The organism is Paraburkholderia sp. BL10I2N1 (assembly GCF_004361815.1).
Classification (GTDB): Bacteria; Pseudomonadota; Gammaproteobacteria; order Burkholderiales; family Burkholderiaceae; genus Paraburkholderia.
Genome location: NZ_SNWA01000001.1, coordinates 2,719,926 through 2,746,068, shown reverse-complemented (window position 1 = coordinate 2,746,068; position 26,143 = coordinate 2,719,926). Strand labels below are relative to the sequence as shown.

Below are 26,143 nucleotides of genomic sequence, written 5' to 3'. Positions count from 1 at the left end.
GTCTAAGGGTAGGTATCGGAGTGGAACGGTCATTCCGTGCCGTCGCCTGGGGGACAAGTCATCGGCCTCTGCGGACGCTTAGACCCGTGAGTTGGTGAGGCGGCTTACGCCGTGCAAGGATGACGTCTTGCTCGACCCTCGAATTGCTCTCGAACTTAAGTTTGATTTCTCTATAAGCAATCAGCTTGTCGTTCACCAGATCGAAAGGAAGCGCCCGCAAGGTTAGGGATGGTGTTCAGAACTCGTTTTGCCGCACTGAGCCATCCACATAGGGCCGATGCGGTGGAAGCGGTGCGGCACCTGGCTCGAATGCAGCGCTACGTTCGGCATAAGGAAGGCGCCGATTGCCTGCCCGCGCGGGCGGCTTTTGCGCTCATGCAGCGGCCTCGCGCATCAGTCGTTCGCGCGTCATCCACAGATTGCTTAGAGCGAACAGCGTGTGCAACTCTGCGGGTTCTTCATCAAGCCGCGATAGCGCACCTTTAGATGCCACCGTGCGCGGCGATGAACATGGCGACGGCCGACCGGCAATAGGATTCGATTTCGTTGTCATCCTCTGCTCTCGCCTCATCGAAGCGTGCGACAAGCAGAAGATCGGATCCTTTGAAAAGCGCGGCAAACAAGCGGGCGGATCGGAGAGCATCGGGTACGTTCAGAATCGCTTTCGCGTGCAACTGACGCAACACGGCCTCGATTTGGGCGATGACATGGGCGGGCCCGGCTTCGTAATGGAGCTTGCTTAACGACTTTTGATTCGTCTTGTCGGCCAAAACCATGGCTTCGACACTGCGGACGTCCGGGCTCAACAGCGTGCGAAGCAGGGATGATCCCACCGCCATGAGCTGATCTTCGGCTGAACCGTCGACGCTTTCAGAAAGGGCCTGGGGTGCAAATTGATGGCAGTGGGCCACCATGGCCGCGCTGAACAGCGCCTCCTTGTTCTCGAAGTGCCGATAGATGCTGAGCTTGGATATCTTCGCCCGCTGCGCGACCTTGTCCATGGTCGTCGCTTGAAAACCCAATTCCACAAAGAGTTCGCAGGCGGCGTCGACGATCGTTTGGCGAAGCGCCTCGTTGGCGGGCCGGCCGCGCCGGCTCTGGCTGTTTTCGGTCACAACAATTCCAGTACTTGACAGTATTCAAATTCTTGCACTACGATACCACGCAGTATCTTAAATGTGCAAGCCAAGGATAGGTTTCAACCAGTTGCCCAAATCAGGTTTCCCCGGGGCGCCTGGCGATATCGAATGCGGGATTGTGGGGCCGATCAATACAGCCATCAGCAACTTTCTCGCCAATGCCGAAGCCCTACTCGCTGACCGTCTCAAGCGCGTATCGCTGGACGATATTGCACACCACGCCCAGCCCACCCCTCCAATCACAACACGGAGCCCATCACCATGGATGACGTCATCATCATCGGCGGCAGCTTTGCCGGCCTCGCCGCCGCCCTGCAGCTCGGCCGTGCCCGCCGCAAGGTCACGGTTCTCGATACCGGCCGGCCGCGCAATCGCTTTGCAGGCCACTCGCATGGCTTGCTCGGCCACGATCACAAGCCACCGCTGGACATCCTGGTCGAGGCGCAGCAGCAGTTGACGCGCTATCCAACGATCAGGCTGGTCAATGCCCGGGCCGAGAGCGTGTCTGGCGCCATCGACGATTTCTGCGTCGTCACTGACGATAACGAAAGCCTGAGGGCGCACCGCCTGATCCTGAGCTATGGCGTCGCCGACCAGATGCCTGATGTTCCGGGCTTTGCCGAAAGCTGGGGCACGTCCATCGTGCCCTGCCCCTATTGCGACGGCTTTGAAGTCGCCGGCCAGCATTGGGGCCTCGTCTGGTCCAGCCCGCAGTCGCACCAGTCTGCCAGGCTGTTCCGCGATTGGACGGACAAGCTGACTGTCTTCGCCGATGGTCATGACATTGCGCCCGATATCCAAGTCGATCTGGCGCGTCGCAACATACCTGTCGTCGATGGCCGGATCGTCGAGATCGCCCATCACAAGGGCCATATCAACACCGTCAATCTCGATACCCGCCGCGTCGCGGTCGACGTCCTGTTCGCCCATCCGCGCAACAAGCCGTCCGCACGCCTGCATGAATCACTGGGCCTCGCCACGGTCGATACGCCCACCGGCATCGTCCTCAAAGTCGACGAGCGCCGCCAAACCAGCATGCCCGGCATCTACGCCGCTGGCGACCTCGCCACGCCCTTCTTGCCCTCGGTCACCCAGGCTTCATCGCAGGGCGCGATGGCGGGTATCTTCGCCCAGCAGTCGATGGTGGTTTGAGAGCACAGATCCCTGCTCTTGTTGCGTCGTCGCCTTCGAAAAGGTTGGCGTAAATCGACGCGGCGAAAGGCGGATCGTCGAGTCAAGGAGATGACATGGCAAAGCAAAGTGCTGATCAGGTGGGTGACTGGAATGGTCAAAGCGGGGAGCGCTGGGTCGCCAACCAGGCCCGGCTCGACGCTCTGGTGGCGGTGTTCGGCCAAGCCGCGATCGAAGCCGCCGCGCCCGCGACGGGTGAGCGCGTGCTGGACATCGGCTGCGGCGCGGGTGCGTCAAGTCTGGCTCTGGCCGCTCGCGTCGGCGCGGGGGGCCAAGTGCTGGGCGTGGACATATCCGAACCGCTGATCGATCGAGCGCGCGCGCTTGCGCGCCACGATACGCCGGCCCTGTTTCAGGTGGCCGACGCCAGCAGCGCAGAGCTGCCCGAAGGCGCGTTCGACATTCTGTTCTCGCGTTTCGGCGTGATGTTTTTCCCCGATCCGACAGCGGCGTTCGCCCATATGCGACGCGCGCTCCGGCCGGGCGGCCGGGTCGCTTTCGTCTGCTGGCGCGGTGCGGCCGAGAACGATTGGATGCGACTGCCGGTGGGCGCGCTCAAGGACATCGTCCCGCCGAGCGCGCTCCCCGATCCCGAAGCGCCCGGCCCGTTTTCGTTCGGCGACCGGGAGCACGTGGCGCGCATCCTGACGGCGGCCGGTTTCACCGAAATCGTTATCTCGCCCTTCGACGCGGCCGTCCCATTCGGCGAGGGCGAAACGCGGGACGCGGCGATCGACGACGCAGTGAGGATGACGCTTGAGGTCGGCCCGCTGTCGCGTGCGCTCGCTGGTCAGCCCGACGACATCCGCGCCCGTGCCTCCGCCGCAGTTCGTGCCGCCTTCGCGAGCCTCCCCGGCGAGGGGTCGGTGATGATCAACGGCGCGGCATGGGTCGTCATGGCACGAAATCCGGCAAGCTGACAGGGATTAACAGGGGAGATGCCTCCGCTCGGTGGAACAGGGCGTCTTTGGCCGGCCAGATTGATGTCCCTTCTGGCCGCTGAACGAGCGCTCGCCTTGCGACAATCAGATGGCCGGTTGCGAAGCAGAGCCGGCGCCTGAGCGGCCTTCCGGCGGCGCATGTGACCGGCAGTTTGTGGCCGCGTGCGGTCCAATGCAAACGGCATTCGCCCCTCTCATCCTTACTAGGTAAGGCTTTGCGAGGAGGTTGTGTTAAACCGTGTTAAAACGGCTCCACAACCTTTACCATTTTCTTTCCTTTTCATTACAACACCGGCGCGCCATGCGCTCGCCTCGAGGCCCTCGCCACACGCTCCTTTGCGCTCGCCCTCCCGCGTTGGGGGGACCTTCAAGATTCGGATTCTGAAGGCGTCCAGCGACCCAATATAGATAGTCCGTCCCCAGTCCATCCGATCGATGACCGCTTTCGCGTTGGTTGCTGACACTTTTCCCCTAGCGTCAAAGATAGTCACTCGCCAGGATCCCGGCGAACAGGCTTTGCGCCGTGACATCGCCACCTTGCAACGTGTCGATTGCCGCTCGCACGTCGTCGCGCGTCAAATCGAGCACACGCAACTTGCCTTTCACCTCGGCTACGGCTTCGATACGCCGGTAGGCCGTCGCGTGGGTTTGCGCATACTGTGCAAGTCCACGCAACTTCGGGATCGCATCGCTAAACTGCGTGCCGTGCGGATCGACGAGATCCGCGACCACAGTCCCGTCGTCGAGCGTAGCGAAGAAGATGAAGTCCGGACGCACCATCCGGTATTGCCCGTCCGACAGGTAGGCCACGCCCAACGACGATTGACCCGGCTGCTGCGGATTGCGATACCAGAAGCCGAATCCCCTGCGGCCGGATTCGGTCTCGACCACCTTCGTCTCCCATGCGTTCAGTTCGGCCGGATACCCGCCGTCCTTGTCGCAGAGCAGGTGGTTCTGCCAGGTTGGCAGGTCGGTCACAGTGTGGCCGTCACGGGCCTTCGTCGGCTCAAACCGCGTTTCCGGCTTGATCAACTCCACGTCCTGCGGATCTGAGCTCATCTCGATGACCTGGCGGTACGATTCCTTGCGGTCGTCGTTCAACGCCTTGATGTGCGCTCCGTATTGCGCCATCCAGGTCTTCGCCAGACGGTCGGCCTCGCCGTCAAAGTAAGCCTGGACTTCGGTCACAAGGCCCAGGCCGGCCACGGTGACGCGCGCTTCAACGATGGCTTCCAGGAACTCTTCGGCATCGCGGTCCGGATTGGCCACCTTGTAGGCCAGGTGGTCAACATAGGTGCGGGCGATGTCCGGCGTGAAGACGTGTGTGGCACGTCGATAGACATCGGCGATGGCAGCGGCATCGGCGTCTTCTTCCCACAACTGGTTGAAGCTCTTGGCCTTGCCTTGCAGATCGGCGCGGACGGTCCGCCCGTCCACCGTCAACACGGTCTCGCGCCTGGCCGCGATCGTCTCCCGATTGTCCCGTTGGAAGCGGTCGAGTGCTTCGTGCAATGCGGCATGGGCCAACTTGCCCGCGTTCGGCAGAATTCCGTCCGATGCCAGCTCGTGCGCAAGCGCAGTCAGGCGCTTGGCTGGCTTCGCGCCACGTTGCGGACGGGTCTGCGACGGCAGGGCCTCGAACGCTTGCCACACCGACACCGGCGCGGCGGGATTAGGCTTGACCTCAACGTAATCGATCAGGATACGACCCGGCGTCGCGGCCTGCGTATCGTCGCCGCTGATCAACGCATCGACTACACTGATTGCCGTCTTTCGGTCGAACTTTGGCAGCAAACATTCGACCGTGTTCAATCGTTCGTTGCCGGGGATGCGACGTGCAAGGGGCGAACGCACCATGCGACCGAGCAACTGCGTAATGTGTGTGCGGTCGCTGGCCGCGCGGAACGACACCATCACTTCGGCACGCGGGCAATCCCAACCGGTGCTGATCGCATCCTTGGCGACGAGCACTCGCACCCAGTCCGATTCCTGAACGCGCTGCGGCTCGATGTGGGGTACATCACGGTTGCCGAAGCGGAGCGTGGTGTGCTGCCCGAACACGTGGGCCACGCTACCGGGCGGTAGTTCCGGATAGCGCGCATAGATGGTGTCCAGCGCGCGTCCGATCTCGTTCGGATCCGGCGTGTTCGGCACCTGCAATACCATCAGCGGGAGGACGGTGTGTGATTCGTCCTGCTGCTTGGCGTACTCGTTCCACGCTTGCGTGGACTCCTTCAGCTTGTCGGTCGCACGACGGATCAACACCGTATCGAACTCGCCAGCCTCTTCCGGAATGTCGAGCAATATCGTGTCTTTGATCAGGCCGGATTCCTGTACCTTCGTCGGGTCCACGGTCACGTTGTCCAATTTCACCCGCTTCGTGGCGCCTTCCATTGCCTGGTTGAATCGATCGGCCGTAGCGGAGATGCCAAGGACGACCGGAATGCCGGGCACTCCACCGGTGCCGTTGATCAAACGAAGGACGATGGTGCTCTTGGCATTCTGGCTGGCCATAGTGGAATTGCCCATGCCACGGTGCGCTTCGTCGAGCACCAGATACAGGGTCAAGTCCGGGTCCTCGATGGTGTTCTGGATGGTGTCCCAGATCGTATAGGCCCGTAGATCCGGACGGGTCTCGGGCAGCAGGCTACCTGCCTTGGCCTCAAGTTCGTCTTGATCGAAGCCTCGCACCAACAAACTGTTTTTGCCCAACTTCTGTGTGTTGAGGAAGTAAATCTTCCCCGCGTCGAACTTGGGCCGATTGAAGGTGTTCTCAACTACAACCATGTCGGTATGGTTAATACGGTCGCTGGCCTCCATCAGACGGAAGCGGGTCTGCTCGTTCAGAGACGGGTCATCGCTGAACCAGATGACGACGGCACCCGTGTCAGCTTCGAAGCCAAAATCGTCGTCCCCGTGGAACAGCGCCTCGAACGCCGCAGCGGCCATGACGGTCTTACCTGCGCCCGTGACGGCGGTGAGGGAGAAGTGGGTCTTGTCTCTCTCACTGCGCCAATACCTGCGTGCCTTGCCGAGATTGGCCAAGGCATCGCGCACCGCATCGCGCTGGTAATCTTTGAGAGTGAACTTCATCCGTCAGTCTCCGTGGGTAAAGCTGAAGTTGGTCAAATAGGATTCGTAGAGACGCACCGGTTCCACACCGTCCGGCAGACGGCGTGCGATCGCCTGGTAGCGCCGGTCGTCGTCGGTGACGATGTAGGCTACTCTGATGGTGTTGGCCGCCTTGACCGCCTTGATGAAGGGCGTCGCTGCGTCCACGTCCGTCAACAGACCGTAGGCATCCACGACAGCCCAACCATCGGCGGGCAACTTGTCGATGCGTTGACCGCGAGCACCGGCCCGCAACCAAAGCAGCGGAGCAATGCGACCGAAGGCCAGGTTGTGGCTGACCGAGACCGAGATCTCGTAGTTCAACGTGAAGAACTCGGCGTTCTCCTCGAAGCCTTCGGCCGTCGGGAATTCGTCGGTGAACTTGTAGTCGCCCTTGATCGGTTGCCCGTCCGGCGTCCTGCCGGTAATGGCGGCTTCAACACGCGGCTTCGTGATGAAGTCGCAGATGCCGTGCTGCTCCCATTCCGGATCGCCGGGGCGCAAGCCCTGTTCTCGCAATGCTTTTTGCTCGTCCGCTGCGACTTCGTTGTTCGTCACAGAGATGCACTGGCGACGGCCGCGGTCCTGCTTGTTGAGGCGCATCACTGCGTGAGCAGTAGTTCCGGAGCCTGCAAAGAAGTCGACCACAACCGCGTCAGGCTTGTTGCCAACGAAAAGACGCAGTGAATCCTCAACTGCGTAGAGCGATTTCGGAAACGGAAAAGTGCGGCCAGGCAGAAGCGATCGCAGCAACGAGGTTCCGTAAGCCCCTGCATCGTGCTTTGCTTCGCGCCAGACGGTACTTGGTCGGGCGGCTTTGCCGCCAGGTATCATCACGATCTTCGATCCATCCGGCCGGGTACCCGTGACTCGGTATTCGCCACACTCGACGCGTTTGATGTCCTCTGTCGAGAGGTACGCGATCGTGTAGGGTTGATGCTCATTTCCAGGCGTAACTCGGACATAGCCTCCATCAATAGCCTGTTGTAAGCTCGGGCCAGTGAGTCCCCAGATCAGCGCGGTACCGTCTGGGGTGATTGGAAACACGGGCGTCGCGCCCCTCACAACTGGGATGTCCTCAATTCGATCCCCGTTCGACAATGGATCACCTATACGGACGATTTTCATGGTCTCACGGTCTACATACACCGGATAGAACTGCCTCGGACGCGAGCCGCGTACAAGCGAGCGCTGAGTTCGCCGGAGGTAAAGCCATCGAACTTCAGCATCGTCGCCTGAACGTTCGCCAGTCCCGATTTCGACGTTTCCAACGAACACGAAAAAGGCGTACTCATCGACTCGCGAGAATTCGTTGGCGCGGCTGGTGCTTCTCGGACTGATAGTGATGCTGACCATCTGCACCCTGCTGCCTTCAAAGACCTGCTCCAAGAGCAGCCCCAGACGCAAATACTCCTTCTCATCGATCGTAACGACTAGCACCGAATTTGCCGGATTCAGTAGTTCCTTCGCGATTAAGAGACGCCGCTCCATCATCGCGAGCCACTTGCTATGGCGGTACAGATCATCGCCCTCGACGTAATCGTTGTTGTATTTCCAGTCCTTCGCCCCGGTGTTGTATGGCGGATCAATGTAAATCCCATCAACCTTGCCACGGTGTGTGTAGGTCAGCGCATTTAAGACGTGGTAGTTCTCGCCGTTGATGACGGTATGGAACGGCTTGTCGCCCCCGCGCTTTACCTTACCGGTGCTCACAAGACCGGGGTGGATCGTGTCGCTGAACTCGGCCACCACCACCAGATCATCCAGCGCAACCGTTTGCGTCTCGACGGCCTCCACACCTAGGAGAACCAAATCGGCTTGCTTCGTGGCCTTGTGGATGGCCTTTACCTGCCACAAGCGCTGATCGCCCATCTTGACGGTGCCCCGCGCCGGCAAAATACGGACCTTGTCTCCCTTACGGACAGGACACTGGGGCAACTCCACGGCTTCAGGGCGGTGGCGCTCAAAGTTCAGTCCGAAGGGCAGGCGCGAGGACAGAACCTTGAATTCCCGATCAAGATCTGCCCCTAATTTTTGATCCTTGATTTTGGCTTGGGCAATCAGGTCGGTCAATCGGGACACAGGCAACTCCTTAACGTGGTCCGCAATGATGCCAGAGGTGCAGAGCGATCGGGCGAATTTGCTGTCGCCATGCATCTTTTGTGAATCTAGCGCGATCCAGGCGCGTCAGAAACCGAGGCTTCATCTGTGCGGCTGCTTCAGGTGTGGCACCAACCTACGAGAAAATCCGAATCTTGAAGGGCACCCCGCGTTGCGCGAGCCTCACCTCGATTCTCCTCGCAACGCCTCGAGCGGCGCGCGCTCGTTCGCCTCGCCCGCCTTCCCCGCGCCTCGAATCTCCTCGCGCTGTCCAGTATTAAGCCGTCGATACCGGTAGAGACGTTCCTCCACGGTTCGTCACGAAAGGTCTGGCCGCGCCCCGGTGCGTCACCTCAATACGAAGGTGTAGGGCAGGCAACACGAAGCGAAGCCCTTGAAACCAATCACTTAGGAATCCAGAATCTTGGCAACGCGCAAAACTACCACCAGCACTGCAACGAAAACCTCGACGACGAGCCGCACGACGCCTCGCGCCAAGAAGGCGGTCGAGCCTCAAGTCGTCGAGACGACGATCGCCTCAACGCCAGGCGCATACCTCGCGGCGAAGCTCGCCGAGACCGGCCAGACCGAGCACGCGCTCGCCAAGGCGCTCGGCGTCGCGCCGCGCCGGATCAAGGAGATTATCAGTGGCGAGCGTCGCATGACCGCCGATACGTCCCTGCGCCTCGCGGCCTACTTTGGTGGCGACCCGATGGGCTGGATGCGCCTCCAGTGTGAGGCAGAAATCGCGGAAGCTCGCGGCCTCCTCGTCGAGACGCTCGCAACGATCACGACTTATGCGCCGGTCGAGGCGTAACTGATAACGGCGAGGCCTCGCGCCTCGCCACTTACTGAAGTGGAGCAACAAGTGATGACGAACAAGATTACTGCAACTGAAGTCCCTGAGAGGTCTCGCCTCTCGTTCTATCCCTACCTGTTCGGCGAGCGCGCGATGATGCGCGGCGAGGCCCTCCTGTTCTCGTGGGCCGAAGCTCTCTCGAACGATTATCGTGGCGGGCTTTGGACGTTCTATCACCTCTCGAACGGAGGAGCCTATGCGGCGCCTCGCGGCGATCTCGAGCGCCTACGCGTATTCATGACCGGCAACGGATATGAGGGCGAGATGTCGAACGACGCGTTCGGGGTCGTATGCTCGATGTTCGCGCTCAACCATCTGATGAGCGAGATTACGGACGAGGCGCTCCTCGATACCCTGATCGTTCGCTACCAGACGAGGCATACGTACGGCTCGATGATGATCTCGACGGGCGAGAATCCGAGCTGGGTCTCGAGGCAGATGGGGCATTGCGATACGACCGTAACGCTCAAGTCGTACGCGCGCTGGATGCCGGTCGATACCGAGTCGATTGGCGCGCGCGCGATCGCCGCGTTTGCGCCCTCGAGCCGGAAGCTCGCGAGCGTACGCAATGCGGGATAAGGGAGAGGAAAAGCGAGGAAACCTTTCAACGCGTCGTGTTAAAACGTAGGCTACTTGAGGCTACTCGAGGCTACTTTTTTAACACGACGCGAATCTACACACTTGATTTTAAAGCGAATTATGGTCGGGGCGAGAGGATTTGAACCTCCGACCATCTGCACCCCATGCCGACGAGAATCGACATAAAACTCAAATAGTTACGCGACCCTTTCTAACTCTTTGACCCGAAATCGCGCAGGTTCTGGCGGGGGTTTGCGGGTAGTTTTCCATTCAGGTTAGACAGCTTCCAAGGGATGCGGATGACGGTAGTCGACCGGCGAAAATTGACGTCAAGTCGATCGGAGGCGATCGCGGCATCGCAGGCACTGATGACGGTTGCGCGTTGCGGATTCAACCGGTGGATGCAATGGATATCGTCGAGGCGTGGTGCGTCACCGGATCACAGGCCCGTGGCTCCAGTTGCGTTAGTCGAACTGGCGAACGGTCATCGCTCTGCTCACGCGAGGCGGCAGCGCGGATGACCGGGGACACGCGGCCATCGGGGTGTACTATCTTATTCGCAGGGTCACCGTGCGCGCGGCATTTGGGTATGTTGTCAATGGCGGTCAATCAACCTCGACGGGGCCCTTGGGGAACAGCATGAGGGGCTTGCTTCTGGCATGGGGATGTACATGCATGCTGTCGGTTGCCGCGGCGCAGGGTATGCCGACTGCCCCAGTGCCCGGAACCACGGTCGCCGCGAAGGACTACCTGGCCAAAGCGAAGCGCGTGGTCGATGCCGCGGCGCAACCCGCTGCGCCCTGGAACGGGCCGCGCAACGGGCCGCGCGCCCAACTTGGGAAACGTGTCGCCATCGTCGCCGAGGATTTGCGTAACGGCGGTATCGTCGGAGTGGTCGACGGTGTGCTGGAGGCGGCCAAGGTCATCGGCTGGAGCGTAAAGATATTCGACTCCGGCGGCACGCCGGACCTGCGGCTGAAGATGCTTGCAAATGCGCTGACAAGTCGTCCAGATGGTCTGATCATCGTCGGTGGCGACGCACGCGCCCTGCTGCCCGGGCTGCGGCCGTTTGCCGAGCGCAGCATTTCTATCGTCGGCTGGCATGTCGCGGCCCAGGCCGGACCGGTGCCCGGCACGCCCGTGGCGATGAACGTGGCGACGGATCCGCTCGAGGTCGCGCGCGTGACCGCGCTGGCGGCCATCGTGCAGTCCGGCGGGCATGCGGGAGTCGTCATCTTCACCGACTCCAATTTCCGGATTGCGCAAGGCAAGGCGGATGAAATGGCAGCCGTCGTGCGCGCGTGCAGCGGCTGCACCGTGCTCGATGTGCGCGACGTGGCCATCTCACGCAGCGAGGAACTGATGCCGGGCACGACACGCGCCTTGCTCGCGCGGTATGGCAAGCGTTGGACGTATGCGCTGGCCGTCAACGACATCTACTTCGACTACGCCGCACCCGTGCTGACCCAGGCCGGGATGCCGAACGGCGCCATGGCCATGCTGTCGGCTGGCGACGGCAGCGAGTCCGCCTTCCTGCGTATCCGGACGGGCACCTTCCAGACGGGCACCGTGGCCGAACCCCTGAATCTGCACGGCTGGCAGTTGGTCGACGAGATGAACCGGCTCTTCGCCGGGGCAGGCGTCACGGGTTACCTGTTTCCGGTGCATCTCGTGACGGCGGACAACATCGCCGCGGACGGCGGCGATCGTCTGCTCTACGACCCGGCCAACGGCTATCGCGACATCTATCGCCGCATCTGGCAACGACCGTGAAACTTCCGCTCCCACGGTCTCTCACCGCGCAGTTCACGCTCGTGGTTTCGTGCCTGGCCGCCCTGGTGATCGCGGTCGGTGCCACGACCATTTACTCGTTGGCTGGCTCGGCCCACGCGATCCGCCAGTTGGCCGAAGAGCGGCTGGCGCTCCAGGAAGATGCACAGAACCTGGCGCAGCTCACTCTGATGATCGAACGCCTGGCATTGCAGTTGTCCAGTGACGATACGGTGGACGCTGTGCGCGAGACGCATCGGCATATCATCGAACAGCTGGCGTCCTTCGACCGCCTCGTGGACCGCCTCGCCTCCGCGACCACGAGCGACAACGTCGGTGTCGACGCGCTGGCGCTGCATCGATCGAGCCAGCGCTTCCGCAACACGGCGAACATCGCGGCGCAGGTGCGCGAGACCGCGCTGGGCGTCGGCGCCGCGCCGGCGTCGGCGCCGCGGCCCGGCGCATCATTGGCCAGCCTGGACGACGATCTGCGCCGCCAGGCCGACGCTCTGGCCGCCGCGGCGCGCCAGCAGTCGGATCATTTCACGCGCGACTACCGTAAAGCGGCCCAGGATCTGGCCGAAGACCTGAACCGCACGCGCAGGTGGGTGGGCGGCGAAGTTGCGGTGAGCCTGCTGCTTGCCTGGCTGATCGCCCGCGCATTCCTCGGTCGCCACGTCGTGGCACGGCTACGCCGAGTCAGTCACTTCCTGCGGCACGGCGATGTCGACAGCGTGCAAGCCGGCGTCCCCGTTCACGGCGGCGACGAGATTGCCGATATGGCGCGCGCAGTCGAGCAGTTCCTCGAAGACCGGCGCCAGCGCAGGCATGCTGAGGACGCACTGATGGAACTCAACGCCGAACTCGAGGCGCGCGTCACGCAGCGCACGGCCGAACTCAGCACGGCGCTTGCGGGCCAGACGGCTGAGATCGTCGAACGACAGCACGCCGAAGAGGCTGCGCGGGCGAGCGAACACTTCCTGGACAGCATCATCGAGAACATCCCCGACATGATCTTCGTCAAGGATGCGGCGACGCTGCGCTTCGTGCGTTTTAACAAGGCGGGAGAGCAACTGCTCGGCTACCGGCGCGAGGAACTCATCGGCAAGTCCGTCCATGACCTGTTTCCGGCGCAGGAGGCCGATTTCTTCGCGCTGAAGGATCGTGACGTCCTGGAGTCGCAGCAGCTGGTCGACGTGCCGGAGGAGCCGGTTCACACGCGTTACGGGCCGCGCCTGGTGCACACGATGAAGATCCCGATCCTCGACGTGCGCGGCAAGCCGCAGTTCCTGCTCGGCATCTCTCGTGACATCACGGAGCAGAAGCGTGCCGAAGAGGAACTGCGGCGCTACCGCGAGCACCTCGAAGACATGATTCGCGAGCGAACCGCTGAACTGGCCGTCGCCAAGGAACACGCCGATGCGGCCAACCGGGCCAAGAGCGACTTTCTTGCTCACATGAGCCACGAACTGCGCACGCCGTTGAACGGGATTCTAGGCTACGCGCAGATCCTTAAGCGCGACAGGAGCCTCGACCAACGCCAGGTCGACGGGATTACGGTGATCCAGCGCGGCGGCGAACACCTGCTTGCGATCATCAACGACATTCTGGATATGGCCAAAATCGAGGCCGCAAGGGCGGAGCTGAACCTGTCCGATATTCCGCTTGACCGGTTCATCGACTTCATCGCCGAGACGATTCGGGTGAAGGCAACGGAAAAGGGCTTGGCCTTCGCTTGCGAGATGGCACCGGATCTGCCCGCGGGCGTGCGGGTCGACGAAAAACGGCTGCGCCAGGTGCTGCTCAACCTGCTATCCAATGCAATCAAATTTACCGAGAAAGGGGGCGTGCGCCTGCGCGTCGATTGGCTGCCGCCCATGCGGCTGCGTTTCGAAGTGCGGGACACCGGCATCGGTATAGACGAAGCGCGTCTGGAGGCGATCTTCCTGCCTTTCGAGCAAGCGAGTGATGCTCGGCACCGGGTTGGAGGCACGGGGCTGGGCCTGGCCATTAGCCGGCAGTTCGTGCGCCTGATGGGTGGCGAGATCCACGTCGAGAGCCGCCGCGGTGCCGGGAGCGCCTTCTCATTCGAGCTGAACGTCCCGGTGGTGGCGCCTCAGGCAGCTGTCGTCCCGCCAGAATGGGCAATGACCGGCTATAAGGGGCCGCGCAAGACCGTCCTCGTCGTGGATGACGTAGCGGCAAATCGTGCCGTGGCAGTCGATATGCTCGGCCAGCTCGGATTCGACATGGCGGAGGCCGGCGACGGACTGGAAGCTTTGGAGAAAGCCAAAGCGCTGCGGCCGGCGCTTATCCTGATGGATGTCGTCATGCCCGGCATGGACGGGCTCGAAGCCACGCGGCGCCTGCGCGAAATGCCGGAGTTCGGGGATCTTCCCATCGTTGCGGTCTCCGCCGGCGCCTCGGGGAGTGATGCCGCGAGAAGCCTGGCGGCCGGTGCAAACGCCTTTCTGTCAAAACCGATTGATTTGAGTGAGCTGTTGTCACAGATCGCGGCCCTCCTGAACATCGAGTGGAGCGACGAAGTTCCGGAGACGCAAGCCACCGGAGCGGGCCGAACGGCTGTACACGCCGCCGCCCCCTCCGTGGGGACCTTGGTCGTGCCGCCGGCGGGGGAGATCGAAGCGCTGCACTACCTGGCGCGACTGGGCGACATGCGTGCCCTCGTGCAACACGCCACCCACCTGACCCAGCTTGACGAGCGCTATCGTCCTTTCGCCGACCACCTTTGCCAGCTAGCGAAGGATTACCAGTCCAAGGCACTCCTCATCTTCGTCGAGCGATATCTGGAAAGGAGGCAAGTCCCATGATCGGGACTGCATAACCCACGTCCTGAAGCGATCGGAGTAAGACCCGGCACGCTCGTATCTGACAACGTACCGCCGCCGCGCCTCTTCGATGCATGGGTCTCAACAAACGGCTGAAAGGTAGTCCACCAAACGAGCCAGCATTGCGTCACAGTCGCTCAATTGCTGGACGGTGACGAATTCGTCCGGCTTATGCCCCTGATCCATGCTGCCTGGTCCGCAGACCACTGCTGGAATGCCCGCGTGCTCAAAGAGCCCGCCTTCTGTGCCGAAAGCTACCGTGCCGAACTCATTGGAACCGCTGAGCAAAGCCAACAGGCGCGCCGCTTCGCTGTCGGGCGAGGTAGCCAATCCCGGATAAGCGGAGAGCGACTGAAAGCGGATGCCGGCGTCGGACTTCACGGCGCGCATCTTCGGCAGCAACTCAGCTTCGGCATAGGTTTGCAACTCGTCGGCTACCTGGTGGGCGTCAAAACCCGGCAACGCGCGCACTTCGAAGTCGAATTCGCATTCCGCAGGCACGATGTTCAATGCGCGGCCGCCGTTGATCACACCGGTCTGCACGGTCGAGAACGGCGGATCAAATCGCTCGTCGCGATACGCGGACTGCGCCAGCTGCTCGCCGATCGCTTCCAGTCGGCCGATCATCCGCGCCGCGTACTGAATGGCGTTGACGCCGTACGGTGCATAGGCCGAATGGCAAGGCGCGCCTTTCACCTGGCAGCGCATCGCCAGCTTGCCCTTGTGACCCAGCACCGGCTTGAGCTCAGTCGGTTCGCCGATCAAACACAGGATTGGTCTGTTCGGACGCCGCTCCAACTCCGCGAGCATCGACCGCACACCGAGGCATCCGACTTCCTCGTCGTACGAAAAGGCGAGATGCACCGGCAGCTTCAACTGCCGCTCGAGAAACATGGGCACCACCGCCAGCACCGATGCGATAAAGGCCTTCATGTCGGCGGTGCCGCGCCCATACAGCCGACCCTCGCGTTCGGTGAGACGGAATGCATCGACGCTCCACGCCTGGCCTTCGACCGGCACCACATCAGTATGGCCGGACAGCACGATGCCGCCTCGCTCACGCGGACCGATGGTCGCAAACAGATTCGCCTTGGTGCGCTCGGCGTTATAGAACAGCTCGCTCTCGACGCCGAGTTCCTCGAGGTAGTGTCGAATGAACTCGATCATGTCCAGATTCGAATCGCGGCTGACCGTGGCATACCCGACCAACCTTTCGAGCAGCGCACGGCTGGATCTGTCATTCATTGCCCGGCACTCCATAGCTGGGCGCGACAGTCGGATTCAATGCGCGGGTCAGGTAGTCCTGCATCTGCGGCCGATACGCGTGCCACAAACCGTCGAGCTGGCCGATGGGATCGTCATCCGCCCAATCGACCCGCAAATCGACCATCGGCCAGCTCACGTCGCCCACGATTCTGAGCGCCGCGGAATGCACGGGCCCCGCCTCCCCACCGGCCGCCATCGCCGCACGCATGGCAGCGAGCAGCCGATCGGCAAGTGCGCCGGATGCCTGTTCGAACGCCGGCACCATCGCCTCGATCACTTCGACGCCGGCGAGCATGTTGCCCGCGGCTACGCATTGCTCGCCGGCGACGGCGTGATACGTGCCCAAAGCTTCCTTGCCGCTGAAGAACGCCGTGCGGCCCCGGCTATCGATCACCGTCACCTGCCGGTATTCACACCAGTCGCTCGCGCCGAGCGCACGGTCCAATGCGGCGGCGGGATCCAGATACCCGCTCTGCAGAAGATCGAGAACCTGCGGGCCGAGTGCAGGCAGCGTGACGTTCTGGGTCGCCACCGCGCCAACGCCTGCCCGCACCCACGGGCATCGGGCGCCCACCGCGATGCTCGAAGAACTGATCGCGATACCGAGCTGCCTCGATTGTGAACAGCGTCCGACGATAGAGAATGTCATGTCCCGCTCCTCAGGCTTTCGGCCGCGCCCATCCGTCCGGAATCACGGCGATAACGTCGATCTCCATCAGCCATTGCGGCTGACCCAGCGCGACCACCACCAGGCCGGTGGAAATCGGAAAAACGCCTTTCAACCACTTCCCGACTTCCTGATAGACCGGCTCGCGGTAACGGATGTCGGTCAGGTAAGTCGTCGTCTTGACGACGTGAGATAAATCGCTGCCGGCTTCCTCGAGCAATTGCTTGAGGTTCTTCATCGCCTGCTCGGCCTGGGCTCGCGGATCGCCGAGACCGACCAGACGGCCTTCGAAATCCGTACCCACCTGGCCGCGTACATAGACCGTGTTGCCGGCCCGCACAGCCTGACAAAGATCGTTGTCGAGCGTCTGGTTCGGATAGGTATCCTTCGTGTTGAACATGCGGATACGGGTATGCGTAGGTTGGCTCATCAATGCACCTTTATGCTGGAAAGAAATGGATCACGAATCAGAGAGGCGCATGTATCAATTCACGCCCATCTCGCTGACTTGATGGACACGTGAACCGGCGGATGCGCCGTTGGCACTTTCAGCGCTTTGCTTGCCGCAGCTCGGTGCATGGCGTTGCGGTTCATCGTAATACGCCAGATATTTGCGTTGCGTGACGATGTGATCGGCGATGTGCTTCGCGTCGTGCCACACGCCCCAGATAAATGCCGAGCCACGACGCGACAGCCAGGGCAGACCGAGAAAATAGATGCCTGGCTCCTTTGATACGCCGCGCTGATGTTTCGGCTTACCCTTTTCGTCGAAGGCGGCGACCTTCAACCAGCTGAAATCGACTGCATAGCCGGTTGCCCAGACAATCGATGTCACGCCCGCTTTCGCAGGGTCGAGGTCGTCCAACGGATGAGTGATGCACTCCGGATCGGCTGGAATGACGCGCGCTTCGGGCTCTTCCGGAAGGTCGAGACCGTTGCGTTCGGCGTACGCGTCGGCCGCGTCCAGCAGCGACAGATAGTTCTCGTCGCCGCGCGCGATGTTCGCCGCGAGATCGGCTTCGAAGGTTGCCACGCCATTGTCGAAAGATTTCGTCAGACCAACGAGCGTGATGCCCTGATGCGCGAGGCGCCGGAAATCCACGGTATGACCGCCGCGCGAGCCGCTCACCGCAATGGTGACGTGCTCCCTGCCGGGCTTCATGACCTCCGCGTCCCATTCGCCGAGCACGCCCAGCCACCAGCAGAAATCGCGACCGCGATAGGCGCGTGGCGGACGATCATGCGCGCCAACCGACAGATAGACGCGCTTGCCCGCACGTTGCAACTCGTCCGCGATTTGCACGCCGGACGATCCTGCACCCACCACCAGCACACCCCCTTCAGGCAATTGCCCGGGATTGCGATAGTCGCCGGAATGAATCTGCGCGAGACTCGAATCTTGCGGCGCAATCGGCGGAATGACGGGGCGCTGGAAAGGTCCGGTCGCGACCACCACGCGATTGGCCTCAATCGTGCCCTCCGACGTTTCGATGGTGAAGCCCTGCCGCCCCACATTGCGCACGACCTGCTTCACTTCCACACCAGTGCGGATCGGCGCTTCGAACTTCTGCGCATAAGCGACGAAATAGTCCGCGACCTGCTCCTTAGAAGCGAATGCGTCCGGGTCGACTTCCGCGAACTCGAGATTGGGGAAACGATCGTGCCATGCGGGACCATTGGCAACCAGCGAATCCCAGCGTCCCGTGCGCCAGCGCTCGGCGATACGAGCGCGCTCCAGCACGAGATGCGGCACGCCGAGCCTGCTCAAATGTTCGCTCATGGCGACGCCGGCCTGACCGGCGCCGACCACCAGCGTATCAATTGATGTTCTCTCCACTGTCATGACGATGCCCTTCTGAGGATGCGGATTATTTCGATTCGATTGCGGCCTCGCGGCCCTCGAGTGCTCGCGTCCGTAGTCGGCCCGATGGCGCTCTCCGGTTACGTGTGCCGCCTGGGCCGTTTGTCTCCGTGAAAATCTACCCGCGCATTCAGAATCTGAAAAATATATTAAAAAAATGCATAGCATCGGATTTACCTATGCAAGGCTTTTTGACCGCTCCACAATGCCGCTCATTGAAGACCTGAATATGGAGCGTGGTCGATGGAGACTCACCCGTTACGCTATTCGTTGCGCCAGTTGCGCTATTTCGTGGTCACTGCGGAAGCGCTGTCCTTTACAGCCGCCGCGAAGCGTCTACACATCTCGCAGCCATCGATCTCGACGGCGCTGGCGGACCTGGAAGTGTCGTTCGGCGTGCAACTCTTCATACGCCATCACGCAAGCGGTCTCTCGCTCACGCAAGCGGGGCGCGATCTGCTCGGGCAAGCGCGCAATCTGCTGAAGATCGCGGAGGAACTGCAGACCACTGCCAAGGAAATGGATGGCGGCATGACGGGCGCCATCGCGCTCGGCTGTCTCGTCTCGCTCGCGCCGCCGCTCATGCCGGGGCTGATCAGCCGTTTCACGAGCGAACACGCGGGCATTTCGTTTCGCACTGTCGAGGCGCATCAGGACGGCCTCCTGCGGGGCCTTCACGACGGTTCGCTCGATATCGCCCTGACCTACAGCCTCGACCTGACAGAGGACATCGCCTTCACGCCGCTGCTCTCGCTGCCGCCTTATGCGATCCTGCCGAGGACGCATCGGCTCGCGCGCGCGCGCAAGGTATCGCTCGCAGACCTGCTGCCCGAGCCCTATGTGATGCTCGACCTGCCGCACAGCCGCGAGTATTTCGCCGCGCTCTTCGATGCGGTGGGCAGCCGCCCTGTGCCCGCTTTCCGTTCGTCGCAGCCGGAAGTCGTGCGCGGCATGGTGGCTAACGGTCTCGGCTATAGCCTGCTCAACTTTCCGCTCAAGTCGAACCGCACCGTGGATGGTGAAGAGTTCATCATTAAACGCTTCAAAGACAACGTCAACGCGACGATGCTCGGTATCGCGCAATCGCGCACGATGAAGCCGCGCCAGGTTGTGCACCGCTTTGCGTCGTTCTGCGAAACCTATATCCGGCGACTGCACATCGACACATGATCCAGAACGTTCAATCGTCCGCTTCAGGCCCACGCGCGCTACATAGGAAAAAGCTTTGCTTTGTATCTGAAAACAATATTTTGACTTGCAATTTGGCTTGATAAATTGATGTCCATCCTGAGCGCAGCGCCGCAATACCTCGCGACGGCACGCTCCTACCGTGATGAATCAAGGGGGACACCATGACCAACCCGTCAAGGACAATCGCAGTAGAAGCGCTTGTCGACGAACTGCAGGCGGGTTGTGAACGGTCATTCAGCGATGCGCATGCCATGCCGCCCGGTGTCTACACGTCGCCCGAATTCCTCTCGCTGGAGGAGCGCACTATCTTCGAGCGGGAATGGCAATGCGTCGGTCGCGCCAGCGCGCTCAAGGCGCCCGGCGATTACCTGACGGCGCGCATTGGAGCGCAACCCATTGTCGTCTTGCGCGACGAAGAAATGCAGATCAAGGCGATGTCGAATGTGTGCCTGCATCGGATGTCGGTACTGCTCGAAGGACGCGGCAATGTGCGTCGCATCGTCTGCCCCTATCACGCCTGGAACTATTCGCTGGACGGCGCGTTGCAAGGCGCGCCGCTCATGGACCGGCAACAGGGTTTCTGCAAGGAGAGCTGGAGACTGCCCACCGTGCGTTGCGAAGCATGGCAAGGCTGGCTCTACGTGACGCTCGACGAAAACGCGCCGCCCGTGCATAGGCAACTTTCCAGTTTGAGCGAGCTCATCGGCGCATACGGCATGTCGGACTACGTCGAAACCTTCCATGAAGAACACGTGTGGGAGACGAACTGGAAGATCCTTGCGGAAAACTTCATGGAAAGCTATCACCTGCCGATGCTGCATCGCGCGACGGTAGGACCACATTCGCGGCTCGAAGAAATGGAATGCCCACCGGGCTATCCCGCCTTCAACTATCACTGGATCACGAAAGAAGCGTCCTTGCCCATCGGCAATGCGCATCCGGACAACACGCGCCTAACGGGACATTGGCGCAAGACCACCGCGCTGCTCGCTATCTACCCGACGCATCTCGTCACGCTCACGCCGGGTTACTTCTGGTACCTCGTGCTGCAACCTCAAGGCGTGGAGCGCGTGCATATCCGCTTCGGCGGCGGGCTTGCGCCGGAGTTCATCGCAGACCCCGAGGCGAACGCGCACATGAGCAGGTTGAAGAAACTGCTCGACGAGGTGAATGCGGAAGACAAACGCGGCGTGGAAGCGGTCTTTCGCGGCGTGCACGCGCCGATGGCGAAGCCCGGCCACCTGAGCCCTCTCGAACGCCCCAACTATGACTTCGCGCGCTATATCGCCAGCAAAGTCGCTGCGACGAAGCTCGGCACACATTGATTACGACGCACCATCGACAGGACGCGATCACGATGTCAAACCCTTCCTTCATTTCGTTCTCGCGCGTGAGCAAATCGTATGACGGCGCCCAATACGTCGTCGAAGACTTGAATCTCGACGTGCGCAAGGGAGAATTCCTGTCGCTACTCGGTCCCTCGGGCTCGGGCAAGACAACCACGCTCATGATGCTTGCGGGATTCGAATCGCCCACCCAGGGCGAGATTCGCCTCGATGGCCGTCGGCTCGACGACAAGCCGCCGCATCAACGCGACATCGGTATGGTGTTTCAGAACTACGCGCTCTTTCCGCATCTGACGATTGCGGAGAACGTCGCGTTTCCGCTCTCTGTGCGGCACGTAGGTCGCGCCGAGCAGAGGACGCGCGTGAAGCGTGCGCTCGAGATGATCGAACTGCCGCATCTCGCGAACCGGGGTCCCGCCCAGCTCTCCGGCGGACAGCAGCAGCGCGTGGCGCTGGCACGCGCGCTCGTGTTCGAGCCGAGCGTCGTGCTGATGGACGAGCCGCTCGGCGCGCTCGACAAGCGCCTGCGCGAGACCATGCAATACGAAATCATGCGCCTGCATCGCGAACTGTCGCTCACGATCGTCTATGTGACGCACGATCAGGCCGAAGCGCTGACGATGTCGGATCGCGTCGCGGTGTTCTCCGATGGCCGTATCCAACAGGCCGCCACACCGAGCGAGCTGTATGAGAACGCGCAGAACGCGTTCGTCGCAAACTTCGTCGGCGAGAACAACGGGTTGACCGGGCGCGTCGTCAATGCGAGCGAAGGCTGGGCGACGCTCGCGCTCCTGGACGGCAGCGTCATTCGCGGCCGCTGCGAACGCAGCCTGCGCGCAGGCGACGATGCGATGCTCGCCTTGCGTCCCGAACGCGCGCATATCCCGGGCGCGGAAAGCACCCACGCCGATGAACACCACAACGTAGTGCGCGCGCACGTCCGGGAACTGGTGTATTGCGGCGATCATCATCGTGTGCACCTGACACTCGGCTCGCGCGACCCGCTCGTCGTGAAAGTGCCCAACACGCAGCGCCACGCGCTGCCTTCGCCCGGCAGCGCGATCGAGATCGCATGGCGCCACGACGACTGCAAGATTCTCGCGATGAGCGCGCCGCGAAGCGCGCCTGCGATTCACCTATCCACACCGCCCTCACCTTCCAACATCACGACCGCACCAGCAGGAGCCAACTGACATGCGCACTCTCATCAAAGCACAATGCGCCGTACTCGCCGTACTCGCATTCGCCACCGTGACCACTCAGGCAGCGGAGACGCTCTCCGTCGTGACGTTCGGCGGGGCGTACGAAGCAGCCGCTAAAAAGGCATATTTCGAACCGTTCACCCAGTCCACGGGGATCGGGTTCTCGACCGAATCATATGACGGCGGCCTCGCAAAACTCTCCGCGATGGAACAGGCGAAAAACACCACGTGGGACCTGATCGACCTCGAAACCAACGATGCGATCACCGCCTGCGATGAAGGCCTCCTGCAGAAGTTCGACAAGAAGACGATCGGCAAGACGAGCGATTTCATCCCCGGCTCGATCAGCGATTGCGCGGTCGCGAGCATGGTCTGGTCAACGGTCTACGCGTACGACGCGAGCAAGCTCAAGACCGCCCCGACCACCCTCAACGACTTCTTCGATTTGCAGAAATTCCCGGGCAAGCGCGGCTTGCGCAAGTCGCCGAAGGTATCGATGGAGTGGGCGTTGATTGCGGACGGCGTCGATCCGAAGGATGTCTACAAGGTGCTCGCTACGCCCGCCGGCGTGGATCGCGCGTTCAAGAAGCTCGACACGATCAAGCAGAGCATCGTGTGGTGGGAGTCGGGTGCGCAGGCGCCGCAGTTGCTCGCCGACGGCGCAGTCGTGATGACACAGGCCTACAACGGCCGCATTTCCGATGCCGCGAAGAAGGACAACAAGCCATTCAAAGCCGTCTGGGACGCACAGGTCTACGACTTCGACTGGTGGGGCGTTCCGACGGGCGCGAAGCACGCTGACGCTGCCGCGAAATTTATCGCCTCCGCGTCACAGCCGAAAGCCTATGCGGACTTGACGAAGTACATCGCGTATGCGCCGCCGCGCAAGGACGCGATCGCGCTCGTCGACAAGCAGCGCCTCGCCGACCTGCCGACCGCACCCGAGAACTTCAAGCGCGCATTGCAGATCAACGCGAACTTCTGGGCCGACAACGCGGACCAGATCAACAAGCGCTTTCAGGTGTGGCTGACGCAGTAAGACCATCGTCCGACGAGAGCCCAACGTGACTTCCAGCATGCCCGTTTCCGCCCAAGGCACGGCCCCGGGTTCTCCGACGAGAGCCGACGGCCGCGCGTCGTTTCAGAAGGCGCGCCGCCGCGCATCGATGCAGGCGTTGTTGCTTGCGCTACCGTTGCTCGTGTTTCTGCTTTCGACGTTCATTGCGCCGATCATGCTGTTGCTCGCGCGCAGCGTCGAGAACCGCGAAGTGTCTGACAGCATGCCCGCGCTCACGCCCGCGCTCACTGCGTGGGACGGTCACGGCGTGCCGGACGAACACACGTTCGCCCTGCTCGCCGCGGGGCTCAGAGCGGCACAGCAGAGCGGAGAGCTCGGCACCGTGGCGCGGCGGCTCAACTTCGCCAAGCCCGAGTTTCGTAGCCTGTTGATGCGCAGCGCGCGCCAATTGCCCGTCGATGCGCCGCCGGCGTGGAAACCAGCGTTCGTCGGGCTCGACGAACGCTGGAATTCGCCGGAGACCTGGCGGTTGCTGAAGCGCGCCGCCGCATCGCCGACGCCGGACTATCTGCTCGCTGCACTCGATGCGCAAGTGACGCCGCAAGGCGCGCTCGCGTTCGTTCCGGACAACGCTTCCGTCTATCGCCAGGCGTTCGTGCGCACGATCTCAATCAGTGCCACAGTCACGCTGCTGTGCCTCGTGCTCGGTTATCCCGTCGCATGGCTGCTTGCGAACTTGCCCACGAAGAGCAGCAACCGCCTGATGCTCTTCGTGATCGTGCCGTTCTGGACCTCGCTGCTCGTGCGTACGACCGCGTGGTACGTGTTGCTGCAACCGGGCGGCGTCATCAATAGCCTGCTGATGGGTCTCGGTCTCGCCACGCATCCGCTGCCGCTCGTCTTCAACCGCGCGGGCGTGTTGATCGGCATGACACACGTGCTCCTGCCTTACATGATTCTCCCGATCTTTTCCGTGATGAAGAGCGTGTCGCCCGTGTACGTGCGTGCCGCGCAATCGCTCGGGGCGCATCCGTTCACTGCGTTCGTGCGGATCTACATTCCGCAGACGCTGCCCGGCGTCGGCGCAGGCTGCTTCCTTGTCTTCGTGCTCGCGCTCGGCTACTACATCACACCGGCGCTGCTGGGAGGCGCAGGCGACGAGATGATCAGTCAGCTTATCGCGATACAGACCAACACGCAGCTCAACTGGGGCCTCGCCGGTGCGCTCTCGGCCTACCTCGTGATCTTTACGGCGATCGTTTATTTCCTGTTCAACCGCATCGTCGGCATCGACCGCCTGCGCTTCGGTTGAGACCGGTCGAGACACGCACACGACGAAGGAACGACATGCAAGCTCAACGCAACAAGTTACTGACGGAACGCATCGCCGCGCGCTGGGCGCGGCTGCATACCGCGTTCGTGCTGTTCTTCCTGATTGCACCGATTCTCGCGATCATCCCGCTCTCGTTCAACTCGGGCTCGTACTTCTCGTATCCGATGCAGGGCTTTTCGCTGCGCTGGTACGAGCAGGCGCTTACAAGCGCGGACTGGCAACGGTCGCTGCTCAACAGCATCGGGATCGGCGCGGCTTCGACGCTGATCGCCACGTGTCTCGGCACGCTCGCCGCGCTGGGCCTCTCGCGCGCCCAGTTTCCGCTGCGCTCGCTGATCATGCCGCTCATTATCTCGCCGATGATCGTGCCGATCGTCGTCGTCGCGGCGGGCTTCTATCTGATCTTCGCGCCGCTCGGCCTTGTGGACTCATACCCCGGCGTGGTGCTGGCGCATGCGGCCCTCGGCACGCCGTTCGTCGTGATCACCGTGACCGCGTCACTGCTTTCCTTCGATCACAGTCTGTTGCGTGCCGCTTCCGGACTCGGCGCGCCGCCCTGGGTCACATTCCGGCGCGTGACTTTGCCGCTCATCGCGCCCGCGGTCGCGACCGGCAGTGTCTTCGCATTCGCGACCTCGTTCGACGAAGTGATCGTCATTCTGTTCATCGGTGGCCCGGATCAAACAACCGTGCCGCGGCAGATGTGGAGTGGTATTCGCGACTCGATCGACCCGTCGATTCTCGCCGTGGCGACGATGCTGATCGTGTTCGCGGTGCTGCTGTTCGCGAGTATTAACTGGCTGCGCGGGCGCGCGGCCGCTGCGAGCAACGTGGCTGTCTGACGCATCGAGAGCATTTGGGGCGGAGCTTGTGTCAACGTCGATTCGCGAGCGGGCTGCGGGTTCGGGCAGAGGATTGACCTGGCCATTGGCATGGCCAAGTCACATTACGCGTCGGCCAGAATCTGTTGAATGGCTTTCTCGAACGCTTCGACGGGTTGTCCGCCAGTCAGCAGATAGCGGTTATTGAAGATGATCGACGGTACTGAATCGATGCCCATTGCGTGGTATTTCTCTTCTTCTGCACGAACCTCATTGGCATAGTCGCCTCCTTGCAGAACAGAGCGCGCCTCAGCGCCGTCAAGTCCCACAGACTCGGCGGCTTCGACCAGAACGTCACGGCTGCTCGTGGCCTTGCCCTCGCCATGATAAGCCTGTAACAGCGCCTGTTTAAGCTGTACCTGTTTGCCTTTGATACCGGCCCAATGCATCAAGCGGTGTGCATCGAAGGTGTTATAGATGCGTTTACGCGTGCCGAAGATGAAACCAACATCCGAGCCGCGCTTCCGGAGCTCGACCTGCGCTTGCGCTACCTGTTGCGGGGTGCGCCCGTATTTCTTTCCGATATGTTCGACAAGGTCTTCACCGTCCTCGCCCATCTGCGGATTCAGTTCGAAGGGATGCATGACTAATTCGGCGTCGACGGCATCGCCAAGTCGTGACAGTGCAAGTTGCAGCGAGGATAGACCGATAGCACACCACGGGCACGCTACATCGGAGACAAAATCGATTCTGATCGGTTGTTTCATTGCTTTCCTGATGATGATTACCTGTTGCGTCGCCAGATCGACACAACCGCAACAGCCGCACACAGCGTAACCCGATTTGCAAATGCTTGCCGGACCGCCTGCCCGATGACAGAGCACCCGTGGCCGGAAAAC

At 61.8% G+C, this 26,143-nt stretch carries 20 protein-coding genes and 1 pseudogene; 12 read left to right on the top strand and 9 right to left on the bottom strand.

What is annotated here, in order from left to right:
• Positions 1-373 precede the first annotated feature (373 nt).
• Both B0G77_RS12865 and B0G77_RS12860 read right to left on the bottom strand, forming a co-directional pair.
• Positions 374-489: pseudogene (locus tag B0G77_RS12865) on the bottom strand (IS5/IS1182 family transposase); the annotation flags it as partial.
• Complete coding sequence (locus B0G77_RS12860) at positions 483-1,115, bottom strand: TetR/AcrR family transcriptional regulator (RefSeq protein ID WP_018421953.1); 633 nt, start codon at positions 1,113-1,115, stop codon at positions 483-485. The gene B0G77_RS12860 and the pseudogene B0G77_RS12865, both read right to left, overlap by 7 nt.
• A gap of 285 nt (positions 1,116-1,400) precedes the next feature.
• Between B0G77_RS12860 and B0G77_RS12855 the strand changes: the two genes are divergently transcribed.
• Entirely contained in the window at positions 1,401-2,291 is an 891-nt protein-coding gene (locus tag B0G77_RS12855) for an NAD(P)/FAD-dependent oxidoreductase (RefSeq protein WP_133662470.1), read from the top strand.
• 95 nt (positions 2,292-2,386) lie between these two features.
• Positions 2,387-3,250 (top strand): class I SAM-dependent methyltransferase, encoded by an 864-nt coding sequence (locus B0G77_RS12850; protein ID WP_026226061.1) that lies wholly within the window; start codon positions 2,387-2,389, stop codon positions 3,248-3,250.
• Between the two features lie 498 nt (positions 3,251-3,748).
• Here the strand turns inward: B0G77_RS12850 and B0G77_RS12845 are convergent, their stop codons facing one another.
• Positions 3,749-6,364 carry a DEAD/DEAH box helicase family protein gene (locus tag B0G77_RS12845; RefSeq protein ID WP_133662469.1) on the bottom strand — a complete coding sequence of 872 codons (2,616 nt, stop codon included), beginning with the start codon at positions 6,362-6,364 and terminating at the stop codon, positions 3,749-3,751.
• A 3-nt stretch (positions 6,365-6,367) separates the two neighbouring features.
• On the bottom strand, positions 6,368-8,464 hold the full coding sequence (locus tag B0G77_RS12840) for a DNA methyltransferase (RefSeq protein WP_166656151.1): 2,097 nt from the start codon (positions 8,462-8,464) through the stop codon (positions 6,368-6,370).
• Between the two features lie 442 nt (positions 8,465-8,906).
• On the opposite strand from B0G77_RS12840, the gene B0G77_RS12835 reads away from it, so the two are divergent.
• From B0G77_RS12835 to B0G77_RS12820, 4 genes are all read left to right on the top strand, one after another.
• Positions 8,907-9,299, top strand: a complete 393-nt coding sequence (locus B0G77_RS12835; RefSeq protein WP_208116419.1) for a HigA family addiction module antitoxin — start codon at positions 8,907-8,909, stop codon at positions 9,297-9,299.
• A gap of 54 nt (positions 9,300-9,353) precedes the next feature.
• Complete coding sequence (locus tag B0G77_RS12830) at positions 9,354-9,920, top strand: antirestriction protein (protein WP_133662467.1); 567 nt, start codon at positions 9,354-9,356, stop codon at positions 9,918-9,920.
• 639 nt (positions 9,921-10,559) lie between these two features.
• Complete coding sequence (locus tag B0G77_RS12825; RefSeq protein ID WP_133662466.1) at positions 10,560-11,693, top strand: substrate-binding domain-containing protein; 1,134 nt, start codon at positions 10,560-10,562, stop codon at positions 11,691-11,693.
• Positions 11,690-14,521 carry an ATP-binding protein gene (locus B0G77_RS12820; RefSeq protein WP_133662465.1) on the top strand — a complete coding sequence of 944 codons (2,832 nt, stop codon included), beginning with the start codon at positions 11,690-11,692 and terminating at the stop codon, positions 14,519-14,521. The genes B0G77_RS12825 and B0G77_RS12820 overlap by 4 nt, the downstream gene beginning before the upstream one ends.
• 99 nt (positions 14,522-14,620) lie before the next feature.
• Here B0G77_RS12820 and argE read toward each other — a convergent pair whose 3' ends face one another.
• The 4 genes from argE to B0G77_RS12800 are packed head-to-tail and all read right to left on the bottom strand — an operon-like array spanning position 14,621 to position 18,315.
• Positions 14,621-15,784 (bottom strand): acetylornithine deacetylase, encoded by a 1,164-nt coding sequence (gene argE / locus B0G77_RS12815; protein WP_133662464.1) that lies wholly within the window; start codon positions 15,782-15,784, stop codon positions 14,621-14,623.
• Positions 15,777-16,454, bottom strand: a complete 678-nt coding sequence (locus B0G77_RS12810) for a DUF1028 domain-containing protein (protein WP_133662463.1) — start codon at positions 16,452-16,454, stop codon at positions 15,777-15,779. Before B0G77_RS12810 ends, argE begins: the two co-directional genes overlap by 8 nt.
• A gap of 10 nt (positions 16,455-16,464) precedes the next feature.
• Positions 16,465-16,902, bottom strand: coding sequence for a RidA family protein (locus tag B0G77_RS12805; RefSeq protein ID WP_133662462.1), 438 nt, complete (start codon positions 16,900-16,902; stop codon positions 16,465-16,467).
• Positions 16,903-16,956: 54 nt separating this feature from the next.
• Positions 16,957-18,315, bottom strand: a complete 1,359-nt coding sequence (locus tag B0G77_RS12800; protein ID WP_133662461.1) for an NAD(P)/FAD-dependent oxidoreductase — start codon at positions 18,313-18,315, stop codon at positions 16,957-16,959.
• 261 nt (positions 18,316-18,576) lie between these two features.
• Here B0G77_RS12800 and B0G77_RS12795 point away from each other — a divergent pair, with 261 nt between their 5' ends.
• From B0G77_RS12795 to B0G77_RS12770, 6 genes are all read left to right on the top strand, one after another.
• Positions 18,577-19,503: a LysR family transcriptional regulator gene (locus B0G77_RS12795; protein WP_133662460.1), complete on the top strand. Its 927-nt coding sequence runs from the start codon at positions 18,577-18,579 to the stop codon at positions 19,501-19,503.
• Between the two features lie 182 nt (positions 19,504-19,685).
• On the top strand, positions 19,686-20,849 hold the full coding sequence (locus B0G77_RS12790; RefSeq protein ID WP_133662459.1) for an SRPBCC family protein: 1,164 nt from the start codon (positions 19,686-19,688) through the stop codon (positions 20,847-20,849).
• 32 nt (positions 20,850-20,881) lie between these two features.
• Complete coding sequence (locus tag B0G77_RS12785) at positions 20,882-22,063, top strand: ABC transporter ATP-binding protein (RefSeq protein ID WP_133662458.1); 1,182 nt, start codon at positions 20,882-20,884, stop codon at positions 22,061-22,063.
• Position 22,064: 1 nt separating this feature from the next.
• Positions 22,065-23,111: an ABC transporter substrate-binding protein gene (locus tag B0G77_RS12780; protein WP_133662457.1), complete on the top strand. Its 1,047-nt coding sequence runs from the start codon at positions 22,065-22,067 to the stop codon at positions 23,109-23,111.
• 37 nt (positions 23,112-23,148) lie between these two features.
• Positions 23,149-24,402, top strand: a complete 1,254-nt coding sequence (locus B0G77_RS12775; RefSeq protein WP_133664124.1) for an ABC transporter permease — start codon at positions 23,149-23,151, stop codon at positions 24,400-24,402.
• 35 nt (positions 24,403-24,437) lie between these two features.
• Positions 24,438-25,265, top strand: coding sequence for an ABC transporter permease (locus B0G77_RS12770; protein ID WP_133662456.1), 828 nt, complete (start codon positions 24,438-24,440; stop codon positions 25,263-25,265).
• A gap of 104 nt (positions 25,266-25,369) precedes the next feature.
• Here B0G77_RS12770 and B0G77_RS12765 read toward each other — a convergent pair whose 3' ends face one another.
• Complete coding sequence (locus B0G77_RS12765; protein WP_133662455.1) at positions 25,370-26,011, bottom strand: DsbA family oxidoreductase; 642 nt, start codon at positions 26,009-26,011, stop codon at positions 25,370-25,372.
• Positions 26,012-26,143 lie beyond the last annotated feature (132 nt).

Bases quoted from the DNA above. Each gene is read 5' to 3' on its own strand.
- B0G77_RS12855 (WP_133662470.1), top strand. From the start codon at position 1,401: ATGGATGACGTCATCATCATCGGCGGCAGCTTTGCCGGCCTCGCCGCC.
- B0G77_RS12850 (WP_026226061.1), top strand. From the start codon at position 2,387: ATGGCAAAGCAAAGTGCTGATCAGGTGGGTGACTGGAATGGTCAAAGC.
- B0G77_RS12845 (WP_133662469.1), bottom strand. From the start codon at position 6,364: ATGAAGTTCACTCTCAAAGATTACCAGCGCGATGCGGTGCGCGATGCC.
- B0G77_RS12830 (WP_133662467.1), top strand. From the start codon at position 9,354: ATGACGAACAAGATTACTGCAACTGAAGTCCCTGAGAGGTCTCGCCTC.
- B0G77_RS12825 (WP_133662466.1), top strand. From the start codon at position 10,560: ATGAGGGGCTTGCTTCTGGCATGGGGATGTACATGCATGCTGTCGGTT.
- argE (WP_133662464.1), bottom strand. From the start codon at position 15,784: ATGAATGACAGATCCAGCCGTGCGCTGCTCGAAAGGTTGGTCGGGTAT.
- B0G77_RS12810 (WP_133662463.1), bottom strand. From the start codon at position 16,454: ATGACATTCTCTATCGTCGGACGCTGTTCACAATCGAGGCAGCTCGGT.
- B0G77_RS12805 (WP_133662462.1), bottom strand. From the start codon at position 16,902: ATGAGCCAACCTACGCATACCCGTATCCGCATGTTCAACACGAAGGAT.
- B0G77_RS12800 (WP_133662461.1), bottom strand. From the start codon at position 18,315: ATGACAGTGGAGAGAACATCAATTGATACGCTGGTGGTCGGCGCCGGT.
- B0G77_RS12795 (WP_133662460.1), top strand. From the start codon at position 18,577: ATGGAGACTCACCCGTTACGCTATTCGTTGCGCCAGTTGCGCTATTTC.
- B0G77_RS12790 (WP_133662459.1), top strand. From the start codon at position 19,686: ATGACCAACCCGTCAAGGACAATCGCAGTAGAAGCGCTTGTCGACGAA.
- B0G77_RS12785 (WP_133662458.1), top strand. From the start codon at position 20,882: ATGTCAAACCCTTCCTTCATTTCGTTCTCGCGCGTGAGCAAATCGTAT.
- B0G77_RS12780 (WP_133662457.1), top strand. From the start codon at position 22,065: ATGCGCACTCTCATCAAAGCACAATGCGCCGTACTCGCCGTACTCGCA.
- B0G77_RS12775 (WP_133664124.1), top strand. From the start codon at position 23,149: ATGCCCGTTTCCGCCCAAGGCACGGCCCCGGGTTCTCCGACGAGAGCC.
- B0G77_RS12770 (WP_133662456.1), top strand. From the start codon at position 24,438: ATGCAAGCTCAACGCAACAAGTTACTGACGGAACGCATCGCCGCGCGC.
- B0G77_RS12765 (WP_133662455.1), bottom strand. From the start codon at position 26,011: ATGAAACAACCGATCAGAATCGATTTTGTCTCCGATGTAGCGTGCCCG.